At 44.8% G+C, this 21,558-nt stretch carries 12 protein-coding genes; 1 reads left to right on the top strand and 11 read right to left on the bottom strand.

Annotated elements, in window-relative coordinates; all coding sequences use genetic code 11:
• Positions 1-153 precede the first annotated feature (153 nt).
• From KCTCHS21_RS11235 to KCTCHS21_RS11190, 10 genes are all read right to left on the bottom strand, one after another.
• Positions 154-5,109, bottom strand: coding sequence for a DUF4838 domain-containing protein (locus tag KCTCHS21_RS11235; protein ID WP_130607741.1), 4,956 nt, complete (start codon positions 5,107-5,109; stop codon positions 154-156).
• 30 nt (positions 5,110-5,139) lie between these two features.
• Positions 5,140-7,074, bottom strand: a complete 1,935-nt coding sequence (locus KCTCHS21_RS11230) for a DUF4838 domain-containing protein (protein WP_130607739.1) — start codon at positions 7,072-7,074, stop codon at positions 5,140-5,142.
• A gap of 17 nt (positions 7,075-7,091) precedes the next feature.
• Positions 7,092-8,765, bottom strand: coding sequence for a response regulator (locus KCTCHS21_RS11225; protein ID WP_130607737.1), 1,674 nt, complete (start codon positions 8,763-8,765; stop codon positions 7,092-7,094).
• A 3-nt stretch (positions 8,766-8,768) separates the two neighbouring features.
• Positions 8,769-10,532 (bottom strand): sensor histidine kinase, encoded by a 1,764-nt coding sequence (locus KCTCHS21_RS11220; RefSeq protein ID WP_130607735.1) that lies wholly within the window; start codon positions 10,530-10,532, stop codon positions 8,769-8,771.
• Positions 10,533-10,621: 89 nt separating this feature from the next.
• On the bottom strand, positions 10,622-11,512 hold the full coding sequence (locus KCTCHS21_RS11215; RefSeq protein ID WP_170211427.1) for a carbohydrate ABC transporter permease: 891 nt from the start codon (positions 11,510-11,512) through the stop codon (positions 10,622-10,624).
• Positions 11,513-11,521: 9 nt separating this feature from the next.
• The gene (locus KCTCHS21_RS11210) at positions 11,522-12,421 is read right to left on the bottom strand and encodes an ABC transporter permease (RefSeq protein WP_130607731.1); all 900 of its coding nucleotides are present in this window, start codon (positions 12,419-12,421) and stop codon (positions 11,522-11,524) included.
• A gap of 75 nt (positions 12,422-12,496) precedes the next feature.
• Positions 12,497-14,146: an extracellular solute-binding protein gene (locus KCTCHS21_RS11205; RefSeq protein WP_130607729.1), complete on the bottom strand. Its 1,650-nt coding sequence runs from the start codon at positions 14,144-14,146 to the stop codon at positions 12,497-12,499.
• Positions 14,147-14,380: 234 nt separating this feature from the next.
• Positions 14,381-16,369 carry a hypothetical protein gene (locus KCTCHS21_RS11200; RefSeq protein WP_130607727.1) on the bottom strand — a complete coding sequence of 663 codons (1,989 nt, stop codon included), beginning with the start codon at positions 16,367-16,369 and terminating at the stop codon, positions 14,381-14,383.
• A 54-nt stretch (positions 16,370-16,423) separates the two neighbouring features.
• Positions 16,424-17,824, bottom strand: a complete 1,401-nt coding sequence (locus KCTCHS21_RS11195) for a sialate O-acetylesterase (RefSeq protein WP_130607725.1) — start codon at positions 17,822-17,824, stop codon at positions 16,424-16,426.
• Positions 17,825-18,043: 219 nt separating this feature from the next.
• Positions 18,044-19,204, bottom strand: a complete 1,161-nt coding sequence (locus KCTCHS21_RS11190) for a M20 family metallopeptidase (protein WP_130607723.1) — start codon at positions 19,202-19,204, stop codon at positions 18,044-18,046.
• Positions 19,205-19,315: 111 nt separating this feature from the next.
• Here KCTCHS21_RS11190 and KCTCHS21_RS11185 point away from each other — a divergent pair, with 111 nt between their 5' ends.
• Positions 19,316-20,107 (top strand): SDR family NAD(P)-dependent oxidoreductase, encoded by a 792-nt coding sequence (locus KCTCHS21_RS11185; RefSeq protein ID WP_130607721.1) that lies wholly within the window; start codon positions 19,316-19,318, stop codon positions 20,105-20,107.
• A 116-nt stretch (positions 20,108-20,223) separates the two neighbouring features.
• Here KCTCHS21_RS11185 and KCTCHS21_RS11180 read toward each other — a convergent pair whose 3' ends face one another.
• Positions 20,224-21,522 (bottom strand): aspartate aminotransferase family protein, encoded by a 1,299-nt coding sequence (locus KCTCHS21_RS11180; protein WP_130607719.1) that lies wholly within the window; start codon positions 21,520-21,522, stop codon positions 20,224-20,226.
• Positions 21,523-21,558 lie beyond the last annotated feature (36 nt).

The raw sequence follows: 21,558 nt of genomic DNA, 5'->3' as shown, positions 1-21,558 counted from the left end.
TTACTTTCGGTAATTGTATCTTTGAAATTTTGGAGAAGGGTCAAAACCAAACATTAACTGAAATGCAGCAGTATTTGCGCACAAAAAACACTCCTCTCAATTGGGCTGTTACGCCTAGAGAGGAGTGTTTTCACATTGTTTTATACTACAAGATTAATTCTTCTCCAGGATAATAGGGTAGAAATCGGACCAGCTCCATACCGCGCCGCCGCCCCAGCCATAAAATCCTTTCAGGCCGTGGTAGGTTCTGAAGAAATATCCTTTCAACTGATTCGTTAGATCCGGATTTACATTAATGCTTGCAAAGGGAATAACCTGAATGGTATTCCACCGGTCTGCTCCAACAGTCGTGTAAGCTTCCCAATGCGCATCCTCGTAGCCAGGATTCTGGGAAGGTCCGCTGTATTCCATCTTGTGAGCCGCCGAATTGTTGAAATATACATAGTAGGAGGCTCCGGTCATATCACCGGTTATGAATGTTTCATTGTCATCATCTGCACCGCTGCTCCACCATTCACTTGCACTAACACTGCTTGTGATCCTATTTTCTATGTCGTCATCGAAATTCTCATACCCGACATAGAGATTCGTGTCATCCCATAATAAGCGTACCTTTGTCTTCTGTGGGGCTGGATTTCCGTTCGTTATATCTAGAAAGCTCTCAGCCGGTACAGCATTCGCCCATGGTCCCTGACTGAAATCCGTTGCACCTACGATATCTGCCTTACTTGCGGTTGTTTTCTTGGCGTAAGCTTTCAGATCAGGAAGCTCCCCAATCGTAAACACCATTTTCTCGAAGGTTGTTTTAATCGGTTTTATTCTTTCTCTGGCTTTACCGTCTGCCAATGCCCATGCCTCATCTAGAGCAGCCTGAGCTGCATCTTTTATTCCAGCTTCAATGATGTACTTGCCTATATATGTTTTGGCGCTTGTGTTGTAGCCTATTGGCTGTTGATCATAATTCCATCCTTGGGCAATTAGATCGTAATATTCTCTCATTGGCTCTGCTGCCGCTCCGTAAGCTTTGCGAATATAATCCGATTTTAATTGCTCAAGATCAGCATCCGGATTCCACATTAGCTTCTGGAACAGCCAAAACTGAAGCGCATTGATAGACCAGTTTGGAACTCTCGCATCCATAATACTTTCTGGCATTACACCCGTTATGCCCATATCCCGGTAGTACTTCATATCTGCCTGAACCTTCTCAGCAATCGGTCTTTCGTAAGTGTCTGACAGAAAGGAGCCGTAATAGTTGTACATAACAACATTGCTAGTATTGTTCAACCAGCCCTCTAGCTTAAGCTTGTGACCGTAGTTCGTACTGTTAGTATCACTAGTATTGAAGGGAACTCTGTCATCTCCTGTTAGAGGCGCCATTACGATAATAATGTTATCCTCTAGCTTAACTCTAGGTGGGACATCGGTGAAAAAGTAGGCGAAAGTAACAATTTTGACAGTAGGATTTGTTACCTTCAATTCAGCCGCAATCTTGTTCAGGAAAGAGTAGAATACAGTTGATTTATAATCCGCCTCATCAGGCTGAATCACGATATTGTCTACCGTTGTGAAAGGCGAACGGCTCAGTATCCCTTGCTGAAAATAGTGGGTGTCATTGATCCCAATTCCAACATATTCAATAGGGTGCTCCTCCAAGAAAGCCTTCACTCGCCCAGCGATTACTCCAGGCACATCAGGATGGTAGAAATTAATTTGCGTATCATCCGCGACCGGAATATAGTTCTCTCCGCTAATATCTGTGTTGTAATAGTCAGGATGAGCTGCGAAATACTGTTCGTTAGGAAGCCAATATTCTAAATTATGACCGAGCGTAAACGACTTCACTCCTACGCTTTCATGTCTCTCCCACAGAAATTGGTTAGCGAACTCTGCCATCTTAGCATTCATTTTATTACTCGCGATCATTGCTTCTGTACCTGGATCCTCATGGTACTCTCCGTTAGCTCCGTAACCGATCAGATTGTATCCACGAACCTGAAACGGAGATTTCTCGCGATAATTGATTTTATGTGCTGTAATCGTGTCGAGCGGATCATACAGTGTGCCAATGTTCGTCGTACTTGAACGTGTCCATAGTACTCCGGCATTTTTCTCCAGAAAATCGTAGACACCATTCAGTGCACCCTTGGGCTCTGTTCCGATTATATAAATTCTATTGCCTATTTTCCTGATAGCGAATCCGTCGGAGTTGTGCAAGTAAGTCATATCATCTGCAAAAAGACTAGCAAAGCTTGGATAGCTACTTGTGGTTCCTACAATAATCTGAAGTCGATCCTCATCAATCCCAATATCAGAGCTTAAACTATTCCGTTCAGCCGAAGTCCCCGAATCTATTAATGTGACCTTATGTTCACCTGAGGCCTCCGAGCCTACCTTGTTCTGTTGCTGACTATTGGTTTGCTTCAATGAAACATCGTCAATCCACAGATGATTAGTTCCCGCTACGATGTAAAAATAGATCCATACATAGTCTAATTGAGTAGCTGCATCGGGCGTATACTTCAGTTCAATCTTCGTCCAGTCATCAGTCACATCGAACGTGGTTTGTGCTGTGCCAGGACTATTAGACCAGTCATTCCCCATCTCCATGAACTGTGCTATAACCTTCTCACCTGAAGCCGCGCTTCCCTTTACCCATGCCTCCAACGTATACTCATGACCAGCTTTAAGCTTAAGCTGCTGATCCGTAACCGCATAAATGTAATCACGCTGCCCTAGGTCAATTCGCAGTGAGCTTGTACCCGTTTGTTTGATTTGATTATCCTTCGCTCCGGAGGGGACATTCCAACCTACTGGGAGCAGTCCGTCAGCAGTAGCTGTTTCGAAGCCGGCATTAGAAATCAGGTTCTGCACCGGCTCTGGTTCCGATTCTCCTGCTCCAGATTCCATTAGTGTCACATCATCGATCCACAGATGATCCGTCCCCTGAACCGCATAGAAATAAACCCAATTGTAATCAAATATAGATGTTAAGCTAGGCGTATATTTTAACTCAACGAGCTTCCATTCATCGGTTATCGGCGTTACTTGCTGTCCTGAGCCGTCTTTGTAGCTTCCATCATTTTTCATTTCCATGAACTGCGTTACGATTTTCTGTCCTGAAGGGGCACTGCCTTTTACCCAAGCTCTCAGTACATATTCACGGCCTCGTTCCAGCTTAAGCTGCTGCTGTGTTGTCGCGTTAATATAAGCGTGCTGCCCTAGATCAATTCGTAGCGAGCTCGTACCCGTGCGCTTCACTTGAGTGTCCCGTGCACCTGATGGTACAATCCAGCCCTCCGGTATTTGACCGCCTAATGCCGCTTTTTCGAAGCCACCATTCTTAATCAAATTTCGGTCAAGATTTACCGTTAAGATTAGTGTGGAAATAGCTCGTTCATCAGAGCCTACTTGCACGGAAACGATATGCGTTCCTTCTACGATATTATTGGGAACGGTTATAGAACCTTCTACACTCAGACTTTGTCTTGCTCTTAATAACGTTTCATTGTCTATGTTTACAGTAATTGGGCCGTTATCCGTTTGAGCCATTCCAATATTAACAGCACTGCTACTGTTATTAATAAGAGAAACTCGGATAGGATAGGTACCTGCTTTATTAATATCAAGCTGATCCTCCCATAGCTGTGCACTTACAATTCCCTCATCAATTGACCCTTTATTGATTGGCAGCTCAGCGCCGCTAACCATTCTGAGAGTGCTCTGAAGCTCTTGTGCCGCCAGCTTTTCCATGGGACTAGCAGAAGCGCCTATTAAAATATCCGCATTGGCTATGCCATTTTTGACTAAAGTCGCTGTTGGTGTTGGTGTTGGCTCCGGTGACGGCGTTGGCTGTGGTGACGGTGTTGGCTCTGGTGATGGCGTTGGTGTTGATGTTGGCTCTGGTGTTACATTCGATGGACCACTATTACCTGACGTCAAGTCCACTGCACCCTCTTCCTTATCCGGCTTGCGTTCGAATGTCGTTCCTTTCCCCTTTAATCCATATATCGCTTTTGCGATTTTACCTTGCCCAATCACCTTAATGCTTCCATTTAGCAAAAGAGAAACGATTGACGACTCTTTATCTATGACAATCGTAGAGCCCGCCCCAAGCTCAGATGAGATAATCATCTCAATGACCTTAGTCGTTCCTTCCAGAACGATGCGAACTTCACCTGATGTTTTCTCTACTCGAAGTATATTTAATTCCGCATTGTTAAAATGAACGCTGTTTACCCCTCCGCCTTTCACGGTTGTCGTGCCCTTTACCTTTACGTTGTCAAGGAAGACGTCGCCTTCCCCAACCCCTTCAGCTATAAGCAGGTTACCGGAAATGGTCATGTTCCTCAAAGTGACTCCTGGGACATTAACGCTCACATCCCCTTTTACAACCTTAATTTCGTTAGTAGGACCATATGAACCCACATGATTAAATACGAGATTCCCTTCGGCCATTACTCGATCTAAAGTAACGACCATTTCGGCCCGTGTAATCTGAGCTTTAGGCTTAAAGCTGCCATCCGTATATCCTTTCAACAGCTTCGCCTCAACTGCGGCCCCTATAGCGCCTTTACTCCAGTCACCAATCTGATTTGCATCCGTGAAGGATTCAACCGCCGCGGAATTTAATTTCAAAGCCGGTTGAAGCAAGCGGGAAATAACGACTGCCACCTCCTGCCTTGTGACGGTACGCTCTGCACCGATGATGCCCTCTCCATAGCCTTGCAAATAGCCCGATTTTACCGCGATAGACATTTCCCTGTAAGCCCAATTCGTCTCTGGCAGATCGGAGAAGTTTAGCTTATCCGCCTCCTTAAAGCCGAAGGCACGGTTTACAAGTGCAGCCAGCTGCCCTCTTGTAATCGTCTGATCTGGGCCAAATGCTCCGTCTGGAAATCCTTGAACGAAACCATTGTCTATCCACTCGGTTATTTGACGCTCAGCCCAATGACCTGCAATATCTCTAGCAGCACTGCTTGATTCAGTCGGTTTATTAGCTCCAAACACGGTTTGAAAAGAAGAAAGCAGCAAAACTAGCGACATAATAAGTGCAGTACATTTCCTAGCTAAGTTAAAGCGACCTTTTTTCTTTTCGAGCATTTTCATGAAAGCGCCTCCAATAATCTTTTTCGATTTTTAACCGACAAAAATTCCATCGAATACTAACACAAAATTGAACACGTCAAGAACAGGTTGGACCTGATCCTCTTTCTCCCAAAGCCGCAATCGTATAGCTTGCCAATATGCTTTTGCTTCCTCAACCTTTCCCTTGTATAGAAGCTCCAGCGCTCTCGTCATATCAAGCCAAATGTCTTTATGATGGCGCATATAATGCCAAGAAACGGAATGGCATTGATCCGAAAGGCCGAGGTTTCTTTCAATAACAGGCTCGAATTGTCCGATAAGCTCGTAAATTTGTGTAAAAACATCATCAGCCACTTGAATGCGGTTCGAAACCTTTTCCAGATCAAGAAAATCATAAAGCTCCGATAGAGATGTCATATAATTCCGACAATTAACCCCATCTCTACCGTATGCGCTCATGTAATAATCCTCAGATATTTCCTCAAAGCTCAAATTGCGATTCCATAGCGTTCTTCCCATCGTTGTAAGGCCAAGACCATTCGGAAAAAATGATCTCTGAACCTGACAGCTCATATAGCCGCGCAATCCGATCTGATGCAAATGCTGAATGTCCTCGTGAAGAACTTTGGAAATGCTGACTTGACCAGGATCCTTCTGATGGGCCCACATAAAGTGATAATCGAAGTCAAAAGCATCTCCCGAGAAGATGTGTTGCCAATCAACCAAGTAAGATACATTCTCTTCAATAGTGAGAGGGAATTCCATTCTATTTCTATGAAATGGTGGAATGGCAGGCAAATCTCCAGCATTCGCAAACGAATCGCGGTAAGTACGTGTAATTGGAGCAAACATCATAATAAAACGATCCGAATGGTTAAATCTTTCGCTAAGTGGTGCCCACAGTAATTCCTGATAGAGCAGGAATACGATGACAGTATCCAGCTTTCGTTCCGTTAGTTCAGCATCCAACTCGTTCATCATGAGAACGTACCAATCGGACGGAGAGGCAACGACGCAATTCTCACATTCGCATTGATTGTTATGTCCATCGGACAGCCAAACGTGAAGCTTATCAATTTCTGGATGCTCAGTGGCAAACTGTGCAATTTCCCTAATCATCATGCTTCTTGTTTTCACGTTCGAATAGCATAGCTCCGTATCCAGCGGTACCCCCTTCCATAGCTCGCGCTTTCCATCTATTTGTGCCAGATAAGGGGTGACTTCGGGATCTTCCTCCCACTCTACCTTGTCCCACCCTAGTCCAGGAATGCCAAATGCCATACATGTCCAACCGTGTCCGACAGCGTGATAATCCAGGCCTCTTTTCTTAATCTCCGCAGCTATCGTCTCTACATGCGATACCGTGGTCGCTACTTCAAGATTTTTGTCTGATGTCTTCAGCGGATTGCTCAAGTGCTCATACCAGCGTTCAAAGAAAACATAAGCTTCTCTGAACTGAATGAGATACCCGTTAAACCCTATCTTTGGCATCCATTCGATCATATCGGTCACATTTTCCAAGCTGACCGCGCCTTCAATACAAATCCCTCTATGTCGATAAGAAGCAGACTCCATCACTTTGACCGATCTAGTCATTAGGTCAACTCTAGGTATACTCTCCCCTTCCGGGCCCGGTCTCACCCACCTGCAGCCCAATTGGGTTAAATAGCGATAGACAGAAAATAGGATGCTCCTACAATTCGATCCAGAGAGAGTTCCCCTCCCGCTTTCTACATCAATCCAGATCGTATCCTCCTGTTCCCCATTTTCAGGCCAGTGAATGTCTTGAACCTCCGGAAGATCATGCCTGAGTCCGATCCAGATTCCTTGCTGTTCCTCGTCATATCCTTCCGACTGCTGGACCGCAATCTCCCGCCCTGACAGGACGGATAAATATTTGCTTAGCTCCTCAGCGGCGAACAATATCGGTTGCTGTCCACCGCTGATGACATAAATACAATTCAACGTCTCATCCTTACTATTCATGGCATGATAACCTCCATTTAAATCCCTAATAGCCCCCACTGTTCCCTATATTCCTGAGGAGTCACACGATTTTGCTTTTTGAAAAACCGGATAAAAGCATGTGAGGAATTGTAGCCTAATTGGGCTGCAATCTCATGTACCTTCAAATTGCTTTTTTTGAGCATTTCTTTAGCTTTGCGATCTCTATATTCCGTTAAATAGTCGGACAAGCCGTTTCCGGTAATTTGCTTATACAATCTCGACAAATAAGAAGGATTCAAATTCACATGATCCGCCAGATGGATAAGGGATATGTCCGCGGAAATATGACTCTCTATAAAGTCGTGCACCTTCTTTACAACCTCATGAGTACTTTGCTCCTGCTCTTCCATGTTCCAAGCAATAATCAGTGAAGCTAAGTGCAAGAAGTAGGCATTCCATTCCTGCCAGGAAACCTGATCATTAAATAGGACAAGCTTACTCCATTCGATCTGCTCTCCAAGCTCGCTTTCAAGGTCGTATTTATTGACGAAGGTCAGAAATACATAGGATAGCGCATGATACAGCTCCATCTTCTGCAATCGGGGAACGTGATCATCAGAGAAAATCGGTGCGAGCTCCTCGTATAACCGGTAAAACTCCTCCTCGCTGCCATTTTCCAAACTGCTTAATAAGAGCGGAACCTTGCTCTGAAGCTGATAGCTTCCCTTTTTAATTCCGAGGATGGTGTTATTGCCGGCATTGGAATGTCCCACATCACCCGATGATCGAATAACATCCGTCAACAAGGTACCCTTACGACCTCCCAGTCCGCGTACTAGTAAATATTTCAGCGAGTGGAATCTATCTGCTAGCTCCGACCAAGCTGCCTCCCTACTGCCGAGCACGAACGAAACTGACAGCTTCAATAGGCTCAAGCATTTGCTCTGAATCATCTCCAGCATCCCATTAACAAAGTGGAGGGTTTTATCCAATTCATCGGGTGCCGAGGATTGAGGCTGCAAAATCCAAATGATTTTCGAGGATTCATGCACTAGCGATATCAACTGAGTGGATTCCGATAATAACTCCTCGACGATATTCTGCACTGCATATATGATCAATGATTTGTCGGGTGCCTTCGTGATTTCATTCCAATCATCCACCCGACAGATCAATAAGAACACACAATCGCTAGCCCGGAAGGGCAGCTGAATATTGGCAAAATGCTCGGCCAGCAATGACTGCTCAACCTTCTTCCCTTGCAGCAGCGACCATAAATATTCCTTCTGTAGCGTCGGCAGGGCCAGCTTCATATGAATTTCAGCTTTCTCAATCAGCCTTCTAGCATCATTCTCCTTATCGAGAGTTAGCATCGCCTTCTCAACTGCCTGAACGATTTTATCGTCGCTCTCCGTCTTCAGAATATATTCCAATCCACCTAAGGAAAGCGCGCTTTGTACATAGCTGAAATCACTATAGCTAGTTAACAGAATTACCTTGCAGGCTGGCCAATTGCTGCGAATTTCTCTCAGTAGCTCAATGCCATCCATGCCAGGCATCAGAATATCAGATAGCACGATATCAATGCGATGCTTCTTTAAGAGTCCTAGTGCTTCAGTGCCTGAATAGGCTTTGTACACTTCCAATTGCAAATTCGGGTCCAGCTGAAACAGCTCGGCAAGTCCATCCGTAATAATCGGCAGGTCGTCTACTATCAATAGTCTATACATGCGTTAATCCTCCCCTTCCATTAAGGATAAACGAATTTCGACCCGTAGGCCGCCCAACTTCGATCTAGACATCGTAAGACCGTAATCGGGGCCGCACATAATTTGAATACGCCGGTGCACGTTAATAATTCCCGTCGTATCCTCGATATGATAGGCCGACATGCTTAGCCTATTATTGAGCTTCTCTATGTCCATTGCCGTCAGGCTATCCCCACTGTCCTCCATATAGATAGTCAAATCCCCAGCGGCTTGTTCCATATGAATCCATATGTTTCCGCCATTGATCATTTTAGCAACCGCGTGTTTATATATGTTCTCAACTATCGGTTGGAAGATTAATCGAGGCACCCTGAACTTCTCAATTGCAGGATCCAGCATATCGAATTCAACCTGAATTCTTTCCCCGTAGCAAACCTTCTGTATATCTACATAGGTCTGAACATGTTTAATTTCCGTCGCAAGCGAGATCTGATCCGAATCGTCCCGGGTTATGAATTGAAAATAGTCTCCGACGTATTGGCAAAACCGGTAAGCAAGCTCCAAATCCTCCGACTTAATTAAACGGCATAGAACAAAAAAGCAGTTATATAAGAAGTGGGGATTAATTTGCGATTGCAATCTTTTGAGCTCAGAGCGCTGGCTATGAATTTTCTGCTCATAATTTTCCTGTATTAACGTTTTTAGATGAACGGCGGTTTCATTGTATGCTCGGTATAAATAACCAAATTCATCATGTCGTTGCTGAGTATGCTTGATCTGCACAATATCCCCTGTCCGCATTCGTTTGAAAGCGCCGATCAGCTCCTTAAGCGGGCGATGGATCATCCGGAATATAGACATCGAGAAGAAGAGAACGATAAAGACCGATAAGCCAGAGACGCCTAATATCCAATATTGATATTTGCTAATCGGTCCAGTGACATGGCTTTCCGGGACATAGCTTACTAAATAAGACTCCAGCTCGTTGGAATACGTATAGGAGACGAGATAAGGTATCTGATTGAATTTAAGCGTATCGTATCCTGCAACTTGCCCGCCCTTCACTTTCTCGGTCAAATGGCTACGAAGTGTCGTTATCATCGATGTGTTCTTTTCATTCGAGATAGTCCAATCCTGAGTGAAATTTAAGATAGCCGCATTCCCTTCTGGAATACTTATAACCTCGCTTAACGTATTCCTAAGCTTATCGACTGATATTTCCACACCCACTGCAAACAGTGCTCTACGATTTGCAACCGCGGGATATTGCATGCTAATAAACAGTCGCCCGTTCCAGTAAATTAAAGGGCTTTCTTGTATATCATCTTTCTTGAGCTTAAGTGCATTAAACTCTTCTTCATTAATAGACGTCTCGAATGTTGAGCTCAGAATGGTTCTCTGAATCAATGGAATATAAGTCCTAACTTCCTTGAAGTAGATACTGTTATATTTAATCAGGTTGATGCGTCGCTGGATGGCTCTAATGTTGTCTATTTTCTCGTAATCGCTCATGCTGTCTCCGGTCGTGCTTAAAGCAATTAAATCCTTATCAGCCACATATTCCGGAAGCATACGCACAACCCGTTCGACTTCCATTTCCAGCGTTTTCAGGTAAAAATCATTACGCCCCGCAAGCGACTGTGATATTTCCTTATGGGTGCTCTGTGCGCCCTTGTTGTTAATGACCAAAGTAAGCAAGTATAACGGTGCCAATACGGCTATGAAAGTAAGCATCAATTTAACGAATATCGTTGGTCGGTTCCACTTGGACATGTTCGGAATCTCCATGACTTTCCTCCTGCTTGAATGAAGTGTTTACACGATGTATTAACACTTTATCATACAAGCCAATGAGGCAGGCTGTTAAATCGTACTTCCTACTCTTTAACGCTTCCTAACACGATTCCCTTAATAAAAAAGCGCTGCAGGAACGGATACACAACCAGAATGGGGACGGTAGCAACGAAAATCTGTGCTGCTGCGCTCGTTCTATCCGATATCAGCTTGAGCAGTTCTACATTCTCCGCACTTATAAATCTCATATCCTTCTGGATAACGATTGTTTGCAGGAAAGACTGCAAGGGATAATTCTCTGGCCGATTCATCAGCACAAGCCCGTCAAACCAACTGTTCCAATGCGCAACCATTGTGAACAAACCAACCGTCGCGAGTGCCGGCTTAGACAAGGGTACGATGATACTCCACAGCACCCTGAAATGGCCCGCTCCATCTATTCTCGCGGATTCATCCAGCTCCTTAGGCAAGCCTCGATAAAAGTTAAGCAGCAAAATAACATTAAACACGGACAGCGCACTAGGCAGTACAAGCGCCCAGATAGAATCCATTAGTCCAAGCTTCTGAATGGTCATGAACCATGGGACTAATCCACCGCTGAAGAGAATTGTAAATACGAAAAACCACGCATACAGAGTTCTGAACTGAAAGGCATTATTCTCCTTCGATAACGGAAATGCTGTAATGATAGTAACGGTTAAGCTAATCAGCGTTCCAAGGACTAGTCTCTGCACTGATACTCCAAAAGCAGTTAAGTATTCAGGCTTGTTTAATATATTTCGGTAAGCAGCCGTATTAAATTCCACTGGCCATAGGCCAACCTTTCCTGCTGCAGCAGCTGCACCGGAGCTGAATGACAAAGCGAGCATATGCATTAACGGGAATATGCACAGCAAGGAAAGAAGAGCCAAAAAGGTGTAATTAAAAATAATAAACGTTCTTCTGCCTGTGGATATTCGTGAATTCAAAGTCATGCTCCTTTCTCAAAAAATGCGATATCCTGCAAAACGGTAAGCCATCGCATATGACATAGATAACAGAACGAGAGATACGACAGATTTTAATAAACCTACAGCCGTTGCCAAGCCATAATGAACCTGCTCGAAGCCCATACGATATACGAAGGTATCCAGAATATCGCCGCTTTCATATACGGCCGGCCCGTATAAATTAAAGATTTGCTCGAATCCTGCATTCAGGATATTACCGACACTTAATGTAGCCATAAGGACAATAATAGGGAGCATACCAGGTAAAGTAACATGCCACGTTTGCTTCCAACGACCAGCGCCGTCCATCTCGGAAGCTTCATATAGCGATGGATTAATACTTGTGAGAGCTGCCAAATATACAATGGTGCTGAAGCCAAATTCCTTCCAGACGTCAGAGATAACAAGAGTATAAGGAAACCAGGAATTGCTTCCTAGGAAGAAAATAGGCTTGATGCCGAACCAACCAAGGAATTGGTTAATTATGCCGGATGACGGAGACAAAATATCAATTAGAATACCGCCAAGCAGCACCCAGGATAAAAAATGAGGCAAGTAAACGAGTGTTTGAACCGTCCGTTTAAATACCTCTTTACGTATTTCATTCAGCAAAATAGCAACGGTAATCGGTACCAGGAGACCACCAATGATTTTCATAACAGCAATGTAGATCGTATTCAACATAATGCGATCAATGCCCGGATAGTCCATCATTAGCTTGAAGTTATTCCATCCTACCCATGGGGAGTTAAATATTCCTCGTGTAGGGATAAATCTTTCGAAGGCTATGGATATCCCCGCCATGGGGACATAGCTGAAAACAAAGGCAATAAGGACTCCAGGTATTAACAGTAAATGAAGGGGCCACTCTTTGGTAAATCTCTTGATGGTCATTTCATGGAACCTCCCAAAAGTTCTTAAAAACGGAAGGGGATCGCGCTAGCTGCAGTTCCCCTTCCTCCATTCCTATTACTTGGAAGCACTCGCGTACCATTCATTAACTTCCGCCGTGATAGCGTCGCCGCCAAGCTTTTTCCATTCAACGACGAATTTATCGAATTCATCGATCGACACCTGATTCATAATGATTTTAATGAAAACCTCGCTCATCTTCGCTTCTAGAACTGGTCTCTTTTCCATCATGTTAGTTCCTGGCGAGCCATAAAACTCATTGAAATGATAGAGATCCTTTTGCAAATAGTCGTACATGATAGAGAATGCGCCGTCTGGTCCAGAAATCGGGTATTCCGCCCACTCTCCTACTTCTCCATCCAAATACTTCATAATTTTCCCGTAGCGGTTAGGTGCCTCAACTCCTGTAAGCGTGGAGGGATCCTTCGCCAATACCGCCTTAGGAACAGTGTCCCCGAGCAATATCGTTTCCGTTTGGGAGGTTACGCGGATTGGGCTAAGCTTCCAGTAGCTTACTGCTTCTTCATTTTGCAGGAAATACACTTTATCTGTTTCAGTAGGATTCGTGTAGGCCTGAACCCACTTGTTCAATAGCTTAATTACCGCTTCAGAATTTTTGCTATTTTTGGATACAACGTAATATTTCTGAACGCCTAGCTCGATTTGTGATTTCGCAGGCTTATCGTCAATAGATGTGATCGGGTACGGCCACCAATCTTGAACTAGCTTGCCATCCTTTACTGCATTACCTAGCAACGGATAGGCACTAAGCCAGAATGGCCCATATACAACACCGATTTTGTTCGTAGCTAACAGCTCATTTTCCTTTACCAAATCCTTAACCGCGAATTCAGGATCAATCTGTCCATCTTTATACATATCCTGCAATTGCTTCAAGGCTTGCTTCATTTCCGGCTGGATATCACCACTGACAAGCTTTCCGGAGCTATCCTTAATCCATTGTGTAGGATAGGCGTGGTAGCTGTTAAAGAATCCTCTCATATCGAAAGTAACATCCTTAAGCAAATCCTTCGTGAGTGGCAATGCATAGGATTTTCCGGTGCCGCCTGGATCCTTTTTAGCAAATGCTTCAGCAATAGCCAGAACGTCCTGCATTGTTTTTGGTTCCGGCAGATTTAGCTGCTTGAGCCAGTCTCTTCTAATCCATACTTGCGTAGAAGCGCCGTAAGGCCCATTAGTTTGCGGGATAGCCATCAGCTTTCCTTCGAACTTTGCCGATTCTATCTGTTTGCCACCGTCTCCGGTCAGATAAGCCTTTGTCTCAGCGCTAGCATTTTTCTCATAGACATCAGTCAGATCCATAATCATATCCGCCTCGATAAGTTGCTGCAGCTGTGCCATTGTAACGGCCATCAGGTCAGGAATGTTGTTGGATGAGATGCTCATTTGCGTCTTTTGCTCATATTGCGCAGTCTCAGCCACCCAAACATTCTTAATCTTAATTCCTAGATCTCTCTCAATGGCATCGGATACTGAGTTTTTATCGATCGATTCGCCAGGAAGGTATTTAACGTCAGCTTCGCTCTCACGAGCCATCGTTATTTCCACCGGCCCAGACACTGCTGCGCCACTTTCGGTAGCCGGGGTAGTTGCCCCTTCATTAGAATTGTTGCTACTACAAGCTGATACAACTGCCAACACCACAATCAGAACACAGGATAACACCAATCTACTCATTCGCTTCATTCTGAAATCCCCCTGTCATTTTTGTTAGCGCTGAGATTTACTACCTCGAACTACTTTCGCCTTCCTTAGCTTGGCGGAAGGACGTTTATGCCGGAGAAAATATTCAACATAAAAATTACATTTTGTGTAATGTTATATATCAAATACCTCTCGTAATTTAATTATAAAGGCTGTTGTCGGCTCGCTCTATACACTAGATTTGACATTCATGTACATTTGTTTACATAAAGATAGCTAAATCTGCTTTTGTCTGTGCAGCACAGTTAATGTCAAGGCAGGAAATCTAGCATTAATGGCGGTTCGGTCTCCTATGCTCTGCAAAGCCATCTGTTGACCCAGAGGCTCATGTCGGCTAAGTAACTTCCAGCTATCGTCTGTTAAATCTGTTCCGCTAAGCTCTATTCCCTCAATATCATCTAATGAATGATTTGCTATGGCTATCGATTGTCGATTACCTGCCCGGAACTCATATACACTTAAGTGAGGAGCATAGCTGGTAATCATTAACGGCTTGGCTAAACCTAGCATTCCTATTGTTTCCTGAAGCACTGCACGACGAATTGGGTTAAGCAATCCCTGAAACCCATCCTGTCCATAAGGTAAAATAAAAATTCGCCCATTCACTATGGTCATTCCCGGACAGAGCGCTTCCCCTCGAACATTTGCAATTTGTGAAATGATATCTACGGTGCCTGGCTCATATTGCAGGTCTAAATAACGACCTGAGACTAGATAAGGTCTCATACGCCCTTCTTTAATACCTGAATATTCGTGCTTATTTATAATTTGTTCAATCGTTTGCGCTTCACGCCATACCGCTTGCGTGACTCCGCATAATGAACCCAGCCCCATCGCATATAGAGTATGAACAGCATCGCCTTCCAACAAAACAACGTGAGATTCAAACAGCTCGCGTATTTGAGACTCATCGTATTTGCGCAATATCTGTCCGGATAACGCGATCACGCCACCGCTTTCGGGCCATTCCACCGCATAGGTGTTAGCTACGCCATAAGCTGAAAGCAGGCTAGCCCAGAATGTTTCCTGGGGATAGAGCGCTTCCATAGAATTGTCGCTTTTAGTATGCAAATGGTATGAAGATCGTTCGCTCACGAGTACCTGCACGCCCGTCATATTTTTAGTATGCAAGCTTAGTGAAGCAACGGCATTCAAGAAGTCCTTTTCCTCACTTAACCAGCTCGTCGCCTGTTCTTCAGGATATAAGCCATTCCCCACCATATCTATTATATTTAGCGTGATCCCTCGGCTCCCGAGTAGTAATGCTGTTTCTACCTGATACTTCTGAAAGGCTTTGGATTTGGAATAAGAGGTATAGGGAACATTCTCAATTTCCGGGAACATCTCCGTGTACTCGGGAAGGAAGGCAGCGGTCAAACGCGATGTGCCATTAAACTCCCAAGAATAATGAATTCCACTAGTTTCCATGTAAGCAGGTAGATGAGGCCTAACGATCGCAGACTGCTTCCCGTCAAAAGCTTTCATAATCCCATGCCAGTCTCGTGCTTCTGCAGCATGTACACTTGGAACACTCGTCATTAAGCCAATACGGGTATTTGGCGACACTTGATGTACGGCTTCGCCGATAGCTTCCGCTAATTCCACCATGACTTGCCGACATGAATCCAGCCATATACGTCGGTATTCATGCGGATCGCCGCTCGCTAGAAGACCCCGAACAAAATCCTGCCGTTCTAGTGATTCCACACCCGCTTGGCGAGCATATTCACGCATGTGGTCCTCGCAGAAACAACCTCCCCAAACTAAAGGACTGTGGTTGTGAAGGCGAAAATCATCCTCTACCCACAACGAATATGGCTGCAGTGTAGCATAATAAGCATATATTTCAGTAATATATTTACGCCATTCCGGACAAAGCGGGCATACGACAGTTGTTGCTTGATTTCCGTAGGGATCAACCATTAAACGAAAGCTTTGGCCTTCTAGTAAGGAATTATAGGCAGAATCATGCAATAACGTATTTAAGGGATTGATTGAGGTTGTTACGCCCATCGGCTCTAACAATCTCTTCGCTCTCCCGATCATTTCCATCCAAGGCTTAGCTTCTTCCAAGGTAATATGACGGAGATTTAACGGATCTATAAAAAACATAACATCATCGACTCTGCCCTGCTGACAGAATTCAACCAACTCTTCAAGACGCTGCTGTTCTAAATGATCAGGCTGCAATACAAAACGCAGCATGTACGAGTAGCTCGACATTAAAATAACCTCCGCAAGTAGCTGATGCAATTTGATTTACTGAATCGTAAAGTTATAGAAGGAAAGCATAGGCAAATAGGTCCCCGTGTCAATGGGAAGCGCTGCAGCTGGATTGGCTTCAAATGCTCCATGGACGACAGCCGTACCTTCTATTGGTCTAGGCAGCTCAAGCTCCACCCGACCTCCAGTCCGAGTTGTCCAGCTCGTAATTGGCATTAAGCCTAGGTCATCATCGATTGAAAAAACAATTTCCCCAGGACCCATTGCAAACAGCTCACCAGCCACATTTGAAAATTCAAGTAAAAGGGTTGCTCTCCCGTCCGACGTCACAGTGCTAATAGAAGCATTGGTGATATCAGGCGCTTGATGCGGCATCTCTTTCCCATATAGATTAGCTAACGCCGTCCTTGCCAGTCGCTCGCCAATAATTAAGTTGCCTGCTGGACTATTATGAATAATATCCGAAAGCGGACAATCGAGCGCGGGAACGACATACAATTGTTCGAGCTGCTTTGCCGCCAACCGCTGAGCATTACGTACGATACCCCAGCAGCGATTTCCTTCTTCCCCTCCCGAATACTCGGCATACCGATTTAACTGAACCGTCAGAATAGGTAGAGCATCATCACCAAGATCTTCTCTCCAGTGATTAACGACACGAGTAAATCTTTCAAGATAGGTAGGAGCATTCTCACTATCGCAATCACTGCAGCCCTGATACCATAGAATTCCTCGTACCTTTTCTCCAGCCGATTCAATAACATTCATCATATTCCGGTATAAATCGCCATCTTGATCAGGATCCCATCTTTCAAGAGGTGAACCCCCTAGCGCAGTTTGCAAAAATCCAATGGGCATGCCCGTCTCTTTCTTAATCAGCCTTGCAAAAGCAAGATAAGGCGAATGACCTGGATTTACAGGCTCTCCATTTAAACCTTGAACAGTGTTTGTAGACTCATTGAATGGGTGTGTAGCTAAATCCCATTTTCCACTGTGCCGTAGCAAGTGAATGCCCATCTCAGGAGGATCGTTAACTGGTCCTCTTCCGTAACCTGCAGCGTTGCTTTGTCCCGCAATTACCCATATATCACCGACAGCAACATGGTGAATCATATCGCCCCGGGTTGCCAGCTCCATAGGCTGATCATCATCCAATCGCAAGCAGGTTTCAATTCGATATAAGCCCCCAGCAGGAATAGCCTGAAGTGTCACGCTCCACTCCAAGCCATCACCCATAAGGCAAAGCGTCCAAGGAAGAACAGCTCCGCTTCCATCCTCACTAACAACCCGAGCATAAACAAGAGCATGATCCGCCGTTATTTCAAGCTTTGTGGAGCTAATGCCCTTCAGATAAATATCTCCATAGCCTCGGTGTTGCTGTACGACAGCCCAATGCTGTGGCCCTTCGACGATTTGTACACCAAATGGTTTCAACACTGGAATATCCCTCTCCCATTCACAACATAAAAGTGATTTAGTTGAATTATATAGGGGTGAGCACTACTTCTCTATACACTTGTTTTTACATTCATGTACATCCGTTTACTACAAGCATAGCATTTACTTCAAGCGGAAACAGTTTCCTCTATATAGAAAAGACCGCTACAGCAAGTTGCCATAGCGATCATCTATTTACGTCATTCACAATAACTCTTTCTATTCTTTCATATAAAGAGCAATAAACTCCAAGTATACTTTCGTCGCCAATTCTAGCTCTTTTATTTCTACATATTCCACATCACCATGAGCGCTTCGTTGATCCGGACCATGGCATAACGCAGGAGTTCCGAAGTCATTCGCAATAATGCCCGCATCTGTTACCAGCTTTTTGCCGACTAGCGGGACGGATATCCCTCTGACTTCTTGAATGGCTTGAACGAGAACCTCGATGGCTGGATTACTTTTGTCTAGACGGTAACCATCTCGAACCTTTTCCAGATCCAGTGTGATCTCGACTCCATGCTCATTGGCAATCCGGTCCAAATTCGTCCTAAATTCCTTCTCCACCTCGGCAAATGTAGTCTGTGGACTGTACCGTCTCACGCCGACTATCTCCGCTTTCTTCGGATGTTGATTATAGAATTGCCCGCTATGGACGGAGCCAATAAAATAGGACGCATAACCGATATCCTCTACATAATCCTTCTCTAGCTCTATGTTTAATGATTGCAGAAGCTGGATAATTTCCGATGCAACATGAATCGGATGTGCCGTATGAGGAGGTGTATACAATTGATGGCTGGGCTCTCCCTCTCTGCTGATTGTAATCTGGAAGGTAGCAGAGCCGAATTGAGCGACCGTGCATTCTGTTGTTGCGCCTTCCATTACAATCGCAATATCCGCCTTCAGCTTCAGTCGCTCAGCCAATGCGATAAGATCCTCGCCCCGACCACCTGGACTTTCATGTAAGCTATTTGCAATAATTATTATTCGACCATGCAGCTTAACCTCGTTATCCCTCAAAACTCTAAGCACTTCTAAGATGCAGGCAAGTGATCCCTTCATATCACATGCGCCTCTGCCGTAGATCCGACCGTCTCGAAGGGAAGCAGGCTCATGGGCTAGCGTTACAGTGTCCATATGTCCGTTGAAAATAATCGTTTTTCCTGGGAGCTCTCCGCCATAGGTCGCGACTAGCGTTGGATTATTCTTAATTAGCTCGAACCGCTCTACCTTACATCCTACTTCTTGGAGAAGACGCTCATAGAGGCTAGCCACTTCCCGGGTGTCTCCTGTCGGGCTTGGTATGCTCACAAGCTGTAGCGTATCTTGTACAAGCCGTTCACTTCTCACATCGTTCAACAAAACAGATGACAAGATTATTCACTCCCAATCATAATTAGATTGACAACGCTTCCTTTATACTTCTATATTAAAATCATAATTTTAATTCAACATACTAAATCATTATGCCGCGGAGGAATTCAAATGTCTAGATTAAAAGGTAAAACAGCATTAATTACAGGCGGAGCTCGTGGTATCGGATTAGGCATCGCATCCCGATTTATTCAAGAAGGAGCTCATATCGTCATATTGGATGTCCGCGAAGAGGAGCTGGCAAATTCCGTCGAACAATTACGACAACAAGCGAAGGAAATCAACCCTGCATCCCCCTCTAAAGTTGAGTCTATCCTATGCGACTTAGCAAACCCTGCTAATATTGAAGGGGCAACTGCAAGCGCATGGAGCCTGCTTGGAGGCATAGACATTGTCATTAACAATGCGGGAATTGCAGTTCGCGAGAAATTCATCGATATCCCTTACGAGCGTTGGACGAAAATCATAGATATTAATCTAAACGCTACGTTCCTACTAAGTCAAATACTTAGCAAACGAATGATTCAAGAGGGCAGATCAGGCAGCTTCGTGAACATGGCTTCCAAGAATGGCTTGGCGGGAAGCGGTATGCTGGCCCACTACAACTCTTCTAAGGGTGGAGTCGTACTTCTCACACAGTCCATGGCCGTCGACCTCGCTCCTCACGGCATCCGCGTAAACGCAGTAGCACCAGGCTTTATTGATACACCGCTTGACCGGGAGCTGAAAGCGAATAAGGAAGAAACATTGAACATAACAAGTCGAACACCGATGCGGCGTATGGGTACCATTGAAGAGACCGCCAACGCTTTTCTATTCCTCGCTTCCGACGAAGCCTCCTATATTACGGGAACAACTCTCGTTGTAGACGGCGGCCATCTAGCGGGCGCTGGCGACTTCTAGTTCGCTGAGAAGCTTATACATTTATTAATAACTAGCAAGAGGGGCTGTCCCATAGGGTCTTTAGAGACCTTGGGGGCAGCCCCTTTCATAATAAATGATTTTAAGACATAAATCTGTTATTTCTTACCCTTCATCACTCGCAATACATCCTCTATGCATTCCAGCGTGTAGTCGATTTCCTTGTCCGTGTGGCTGTAGCTAATATGATTCCGCTTCATATTCATCGGTAGCTTGAAGATACCTTTCTCCATCAAAGCCCGGCGGTAAGCTACATAGAACACTGCATCGTTGTGCTGGAGGTCACTATAGTTTTTCGGTTCAAAGCCCATGAAATAAGTGGTGAAAACAGAACCAAAGCCAGCAACATAAGACTCGATATCCAAGCGTTTAAGGATATCGCGGAGCCCGCTACGCATTTTCTCTCCCAGACGGAATACATGCTCATGCACAGGTTCATTTTCCATCATCTCAAGGGTCGCAATGGAAGCTGCTGTACCTACGGCATGACCATTATAAGTGCCCGCGAACCAAACATCTCCGCCCGGCTGCGTGTTGAAACGTTGCATGTACTGCTTCTTGCCGGCAATTGCTGCAATAGGGAAGCCATTCGCCATCGCTTTACCCATTGTAGTTAAATCCGGTGTTACGCCAGCTACTTTCTGATAGCAGCCGATATCATGACGGAAACCAGTGATGACCTCATCGAAAATGAGTATAATTCCATGCTCGTCGCAAAGCTTCCGAAGGCCTTCCAGAAAGCCCGGCTGCGGCATAATGCAACCAATGTTATGAGGAATAGGCTCAATAATTAACGCCGCTACTTCACCATCGTTCGATTTAATTGTGCTCTCTACATCTTCAAGATCATTGAACGTACATACAAGCGTGTTATCTATAGCTTCTTCCATCATTCCTGCGGAGCCTGGGTCACGTTTGCCTATCATATCCCAGGAGCTAAGCATATTTCTAGCTACGTAATCATGCCAGCCATGGTAACAGCCTTGGAATTTGATTAGCTTAACACGTTTCGTTACCGCGCGTGCTAGGCGAATCGCATGAAAGGTAGCCTCAGATCCTGAGTTACAGAACAGTACCTGTTCCGCGGAAGGAACATGCTTACATATTTTCTGCGCAAGCTCGATCTCAAGATCGGTAGTTCCAGTTCCGTAAAGGTCAGTGCGACCTAGCGCTTCGATAACCTTGTTATTTACGTAGGGATTATTGTGGCCGAGAATATAAGGTCCGAATGCACCTTGATAATCAATGTACTTATTGCCATCAGCATCATAAATATAAGCTCCCTCTGCTTTCTTAAAAATAAGATGGGGCTCTAAATTTCGAATGGACGTATGAACGCCACCGGGCGTGTATTTCTTAGCTTCCTCATATAATCTGGCGCTTTCTTTGAATTCCATTTGTTTTCCCTCCATGTCGATAATAAAAATCAATAT

The organism is Cohnella abietis (assembly GCF_004295585.1).
GTDB lineage: Bacteria > Bacillota > Bacilli > Paenibacillales > Paenibacillaceae > Cohnella > Cohnella abietis.
The sequence above is the reverse complement of the archived record's forward strand: the minus strand, read 5'-3'. Positions and strand labels throughout refer to the sequence as shown.

What these genes read in the sequence shown, in the direction of transcription:
- KCTCHS21_RS11235 (WP_130607741.1), bottom strand. Translation starts at nt 5,109, where the DNA reads ATGAAAATGCTCGAAAAGAAAAAAGGTCGCTTTAACTTAGCTAGGAAA.
- KCTCHS21_RS11230 (WP_130607739.1), bottom strand. Translation starts at nt 7,074, where the DNA reads ATGAATAGTAAGGATGAGACGTTGAATTGTATTTATGTCATCAGCGGT.
- KCTCHS21_RS11225 (WP_130607737.1), bottom strand. Translation starts at nt 8,765, where the DNA reads ATGTATAGACTATTGATAGTAGACGACCTGCCGATTATTACGGATGGA.
- KCTCHS21_RS11220 (WP_130607735.1), bottom strand. Translation starts at nt 10,532, where the DNA reads ATGGAGATTCCGAACATGTCCAAGTGGAACCGACCAACGATATTCGTT.
- KCTCHS21_RS11215 (WP_170211427.1), bottom strand. Translation starts at nt 11,512, where the DNA reads ATGACTTTGAATTCACGAATATCCACAGGCAGAAGAACGTTTATTATT.
- KCTCHS21_RS11210 (WP_130607731.1), bottom strand. Translation starts at nt 12,421, where the DNA reads ATGACCATCAAGAGATTTACCAAAGAGTGGCCCCTTCATTTACTGTTA.
- KCTCHS21_RS11205 (WP_130607729.1), bottom strand. Translation starts at nt 14,146, where the DNA reads ATGAAGCGAATGAGTAGATTGGTGTTATCCTGTGTTCTGATTGTGGTG.
- KCTCHS21_RS11200 (WP_130607727.1), bottom strand. Translation starts at nt 16,369, where the DNA reads ATGCTGCGTTTTGTATTGCAGCCTGATCATTTAGAACAGCAGCGTCTT.
- KCTCHS21_RS11185 (WP_130607721.1), top strand. Translation starts at nt 19,316, where the DNA reads ATGTCTAGATTAAAAGGTAAAACAGCATTAATTACAGGCGGAGCTCGT.
- KCTCHS21_RS11180 (WP_130607719.1), bottom strand. Translation starts at nt 21,522, where the DNA reads ATGGAATTCAAAGAAAGCGCCAGATTATATGAGGAAGCTAAGAAATAC.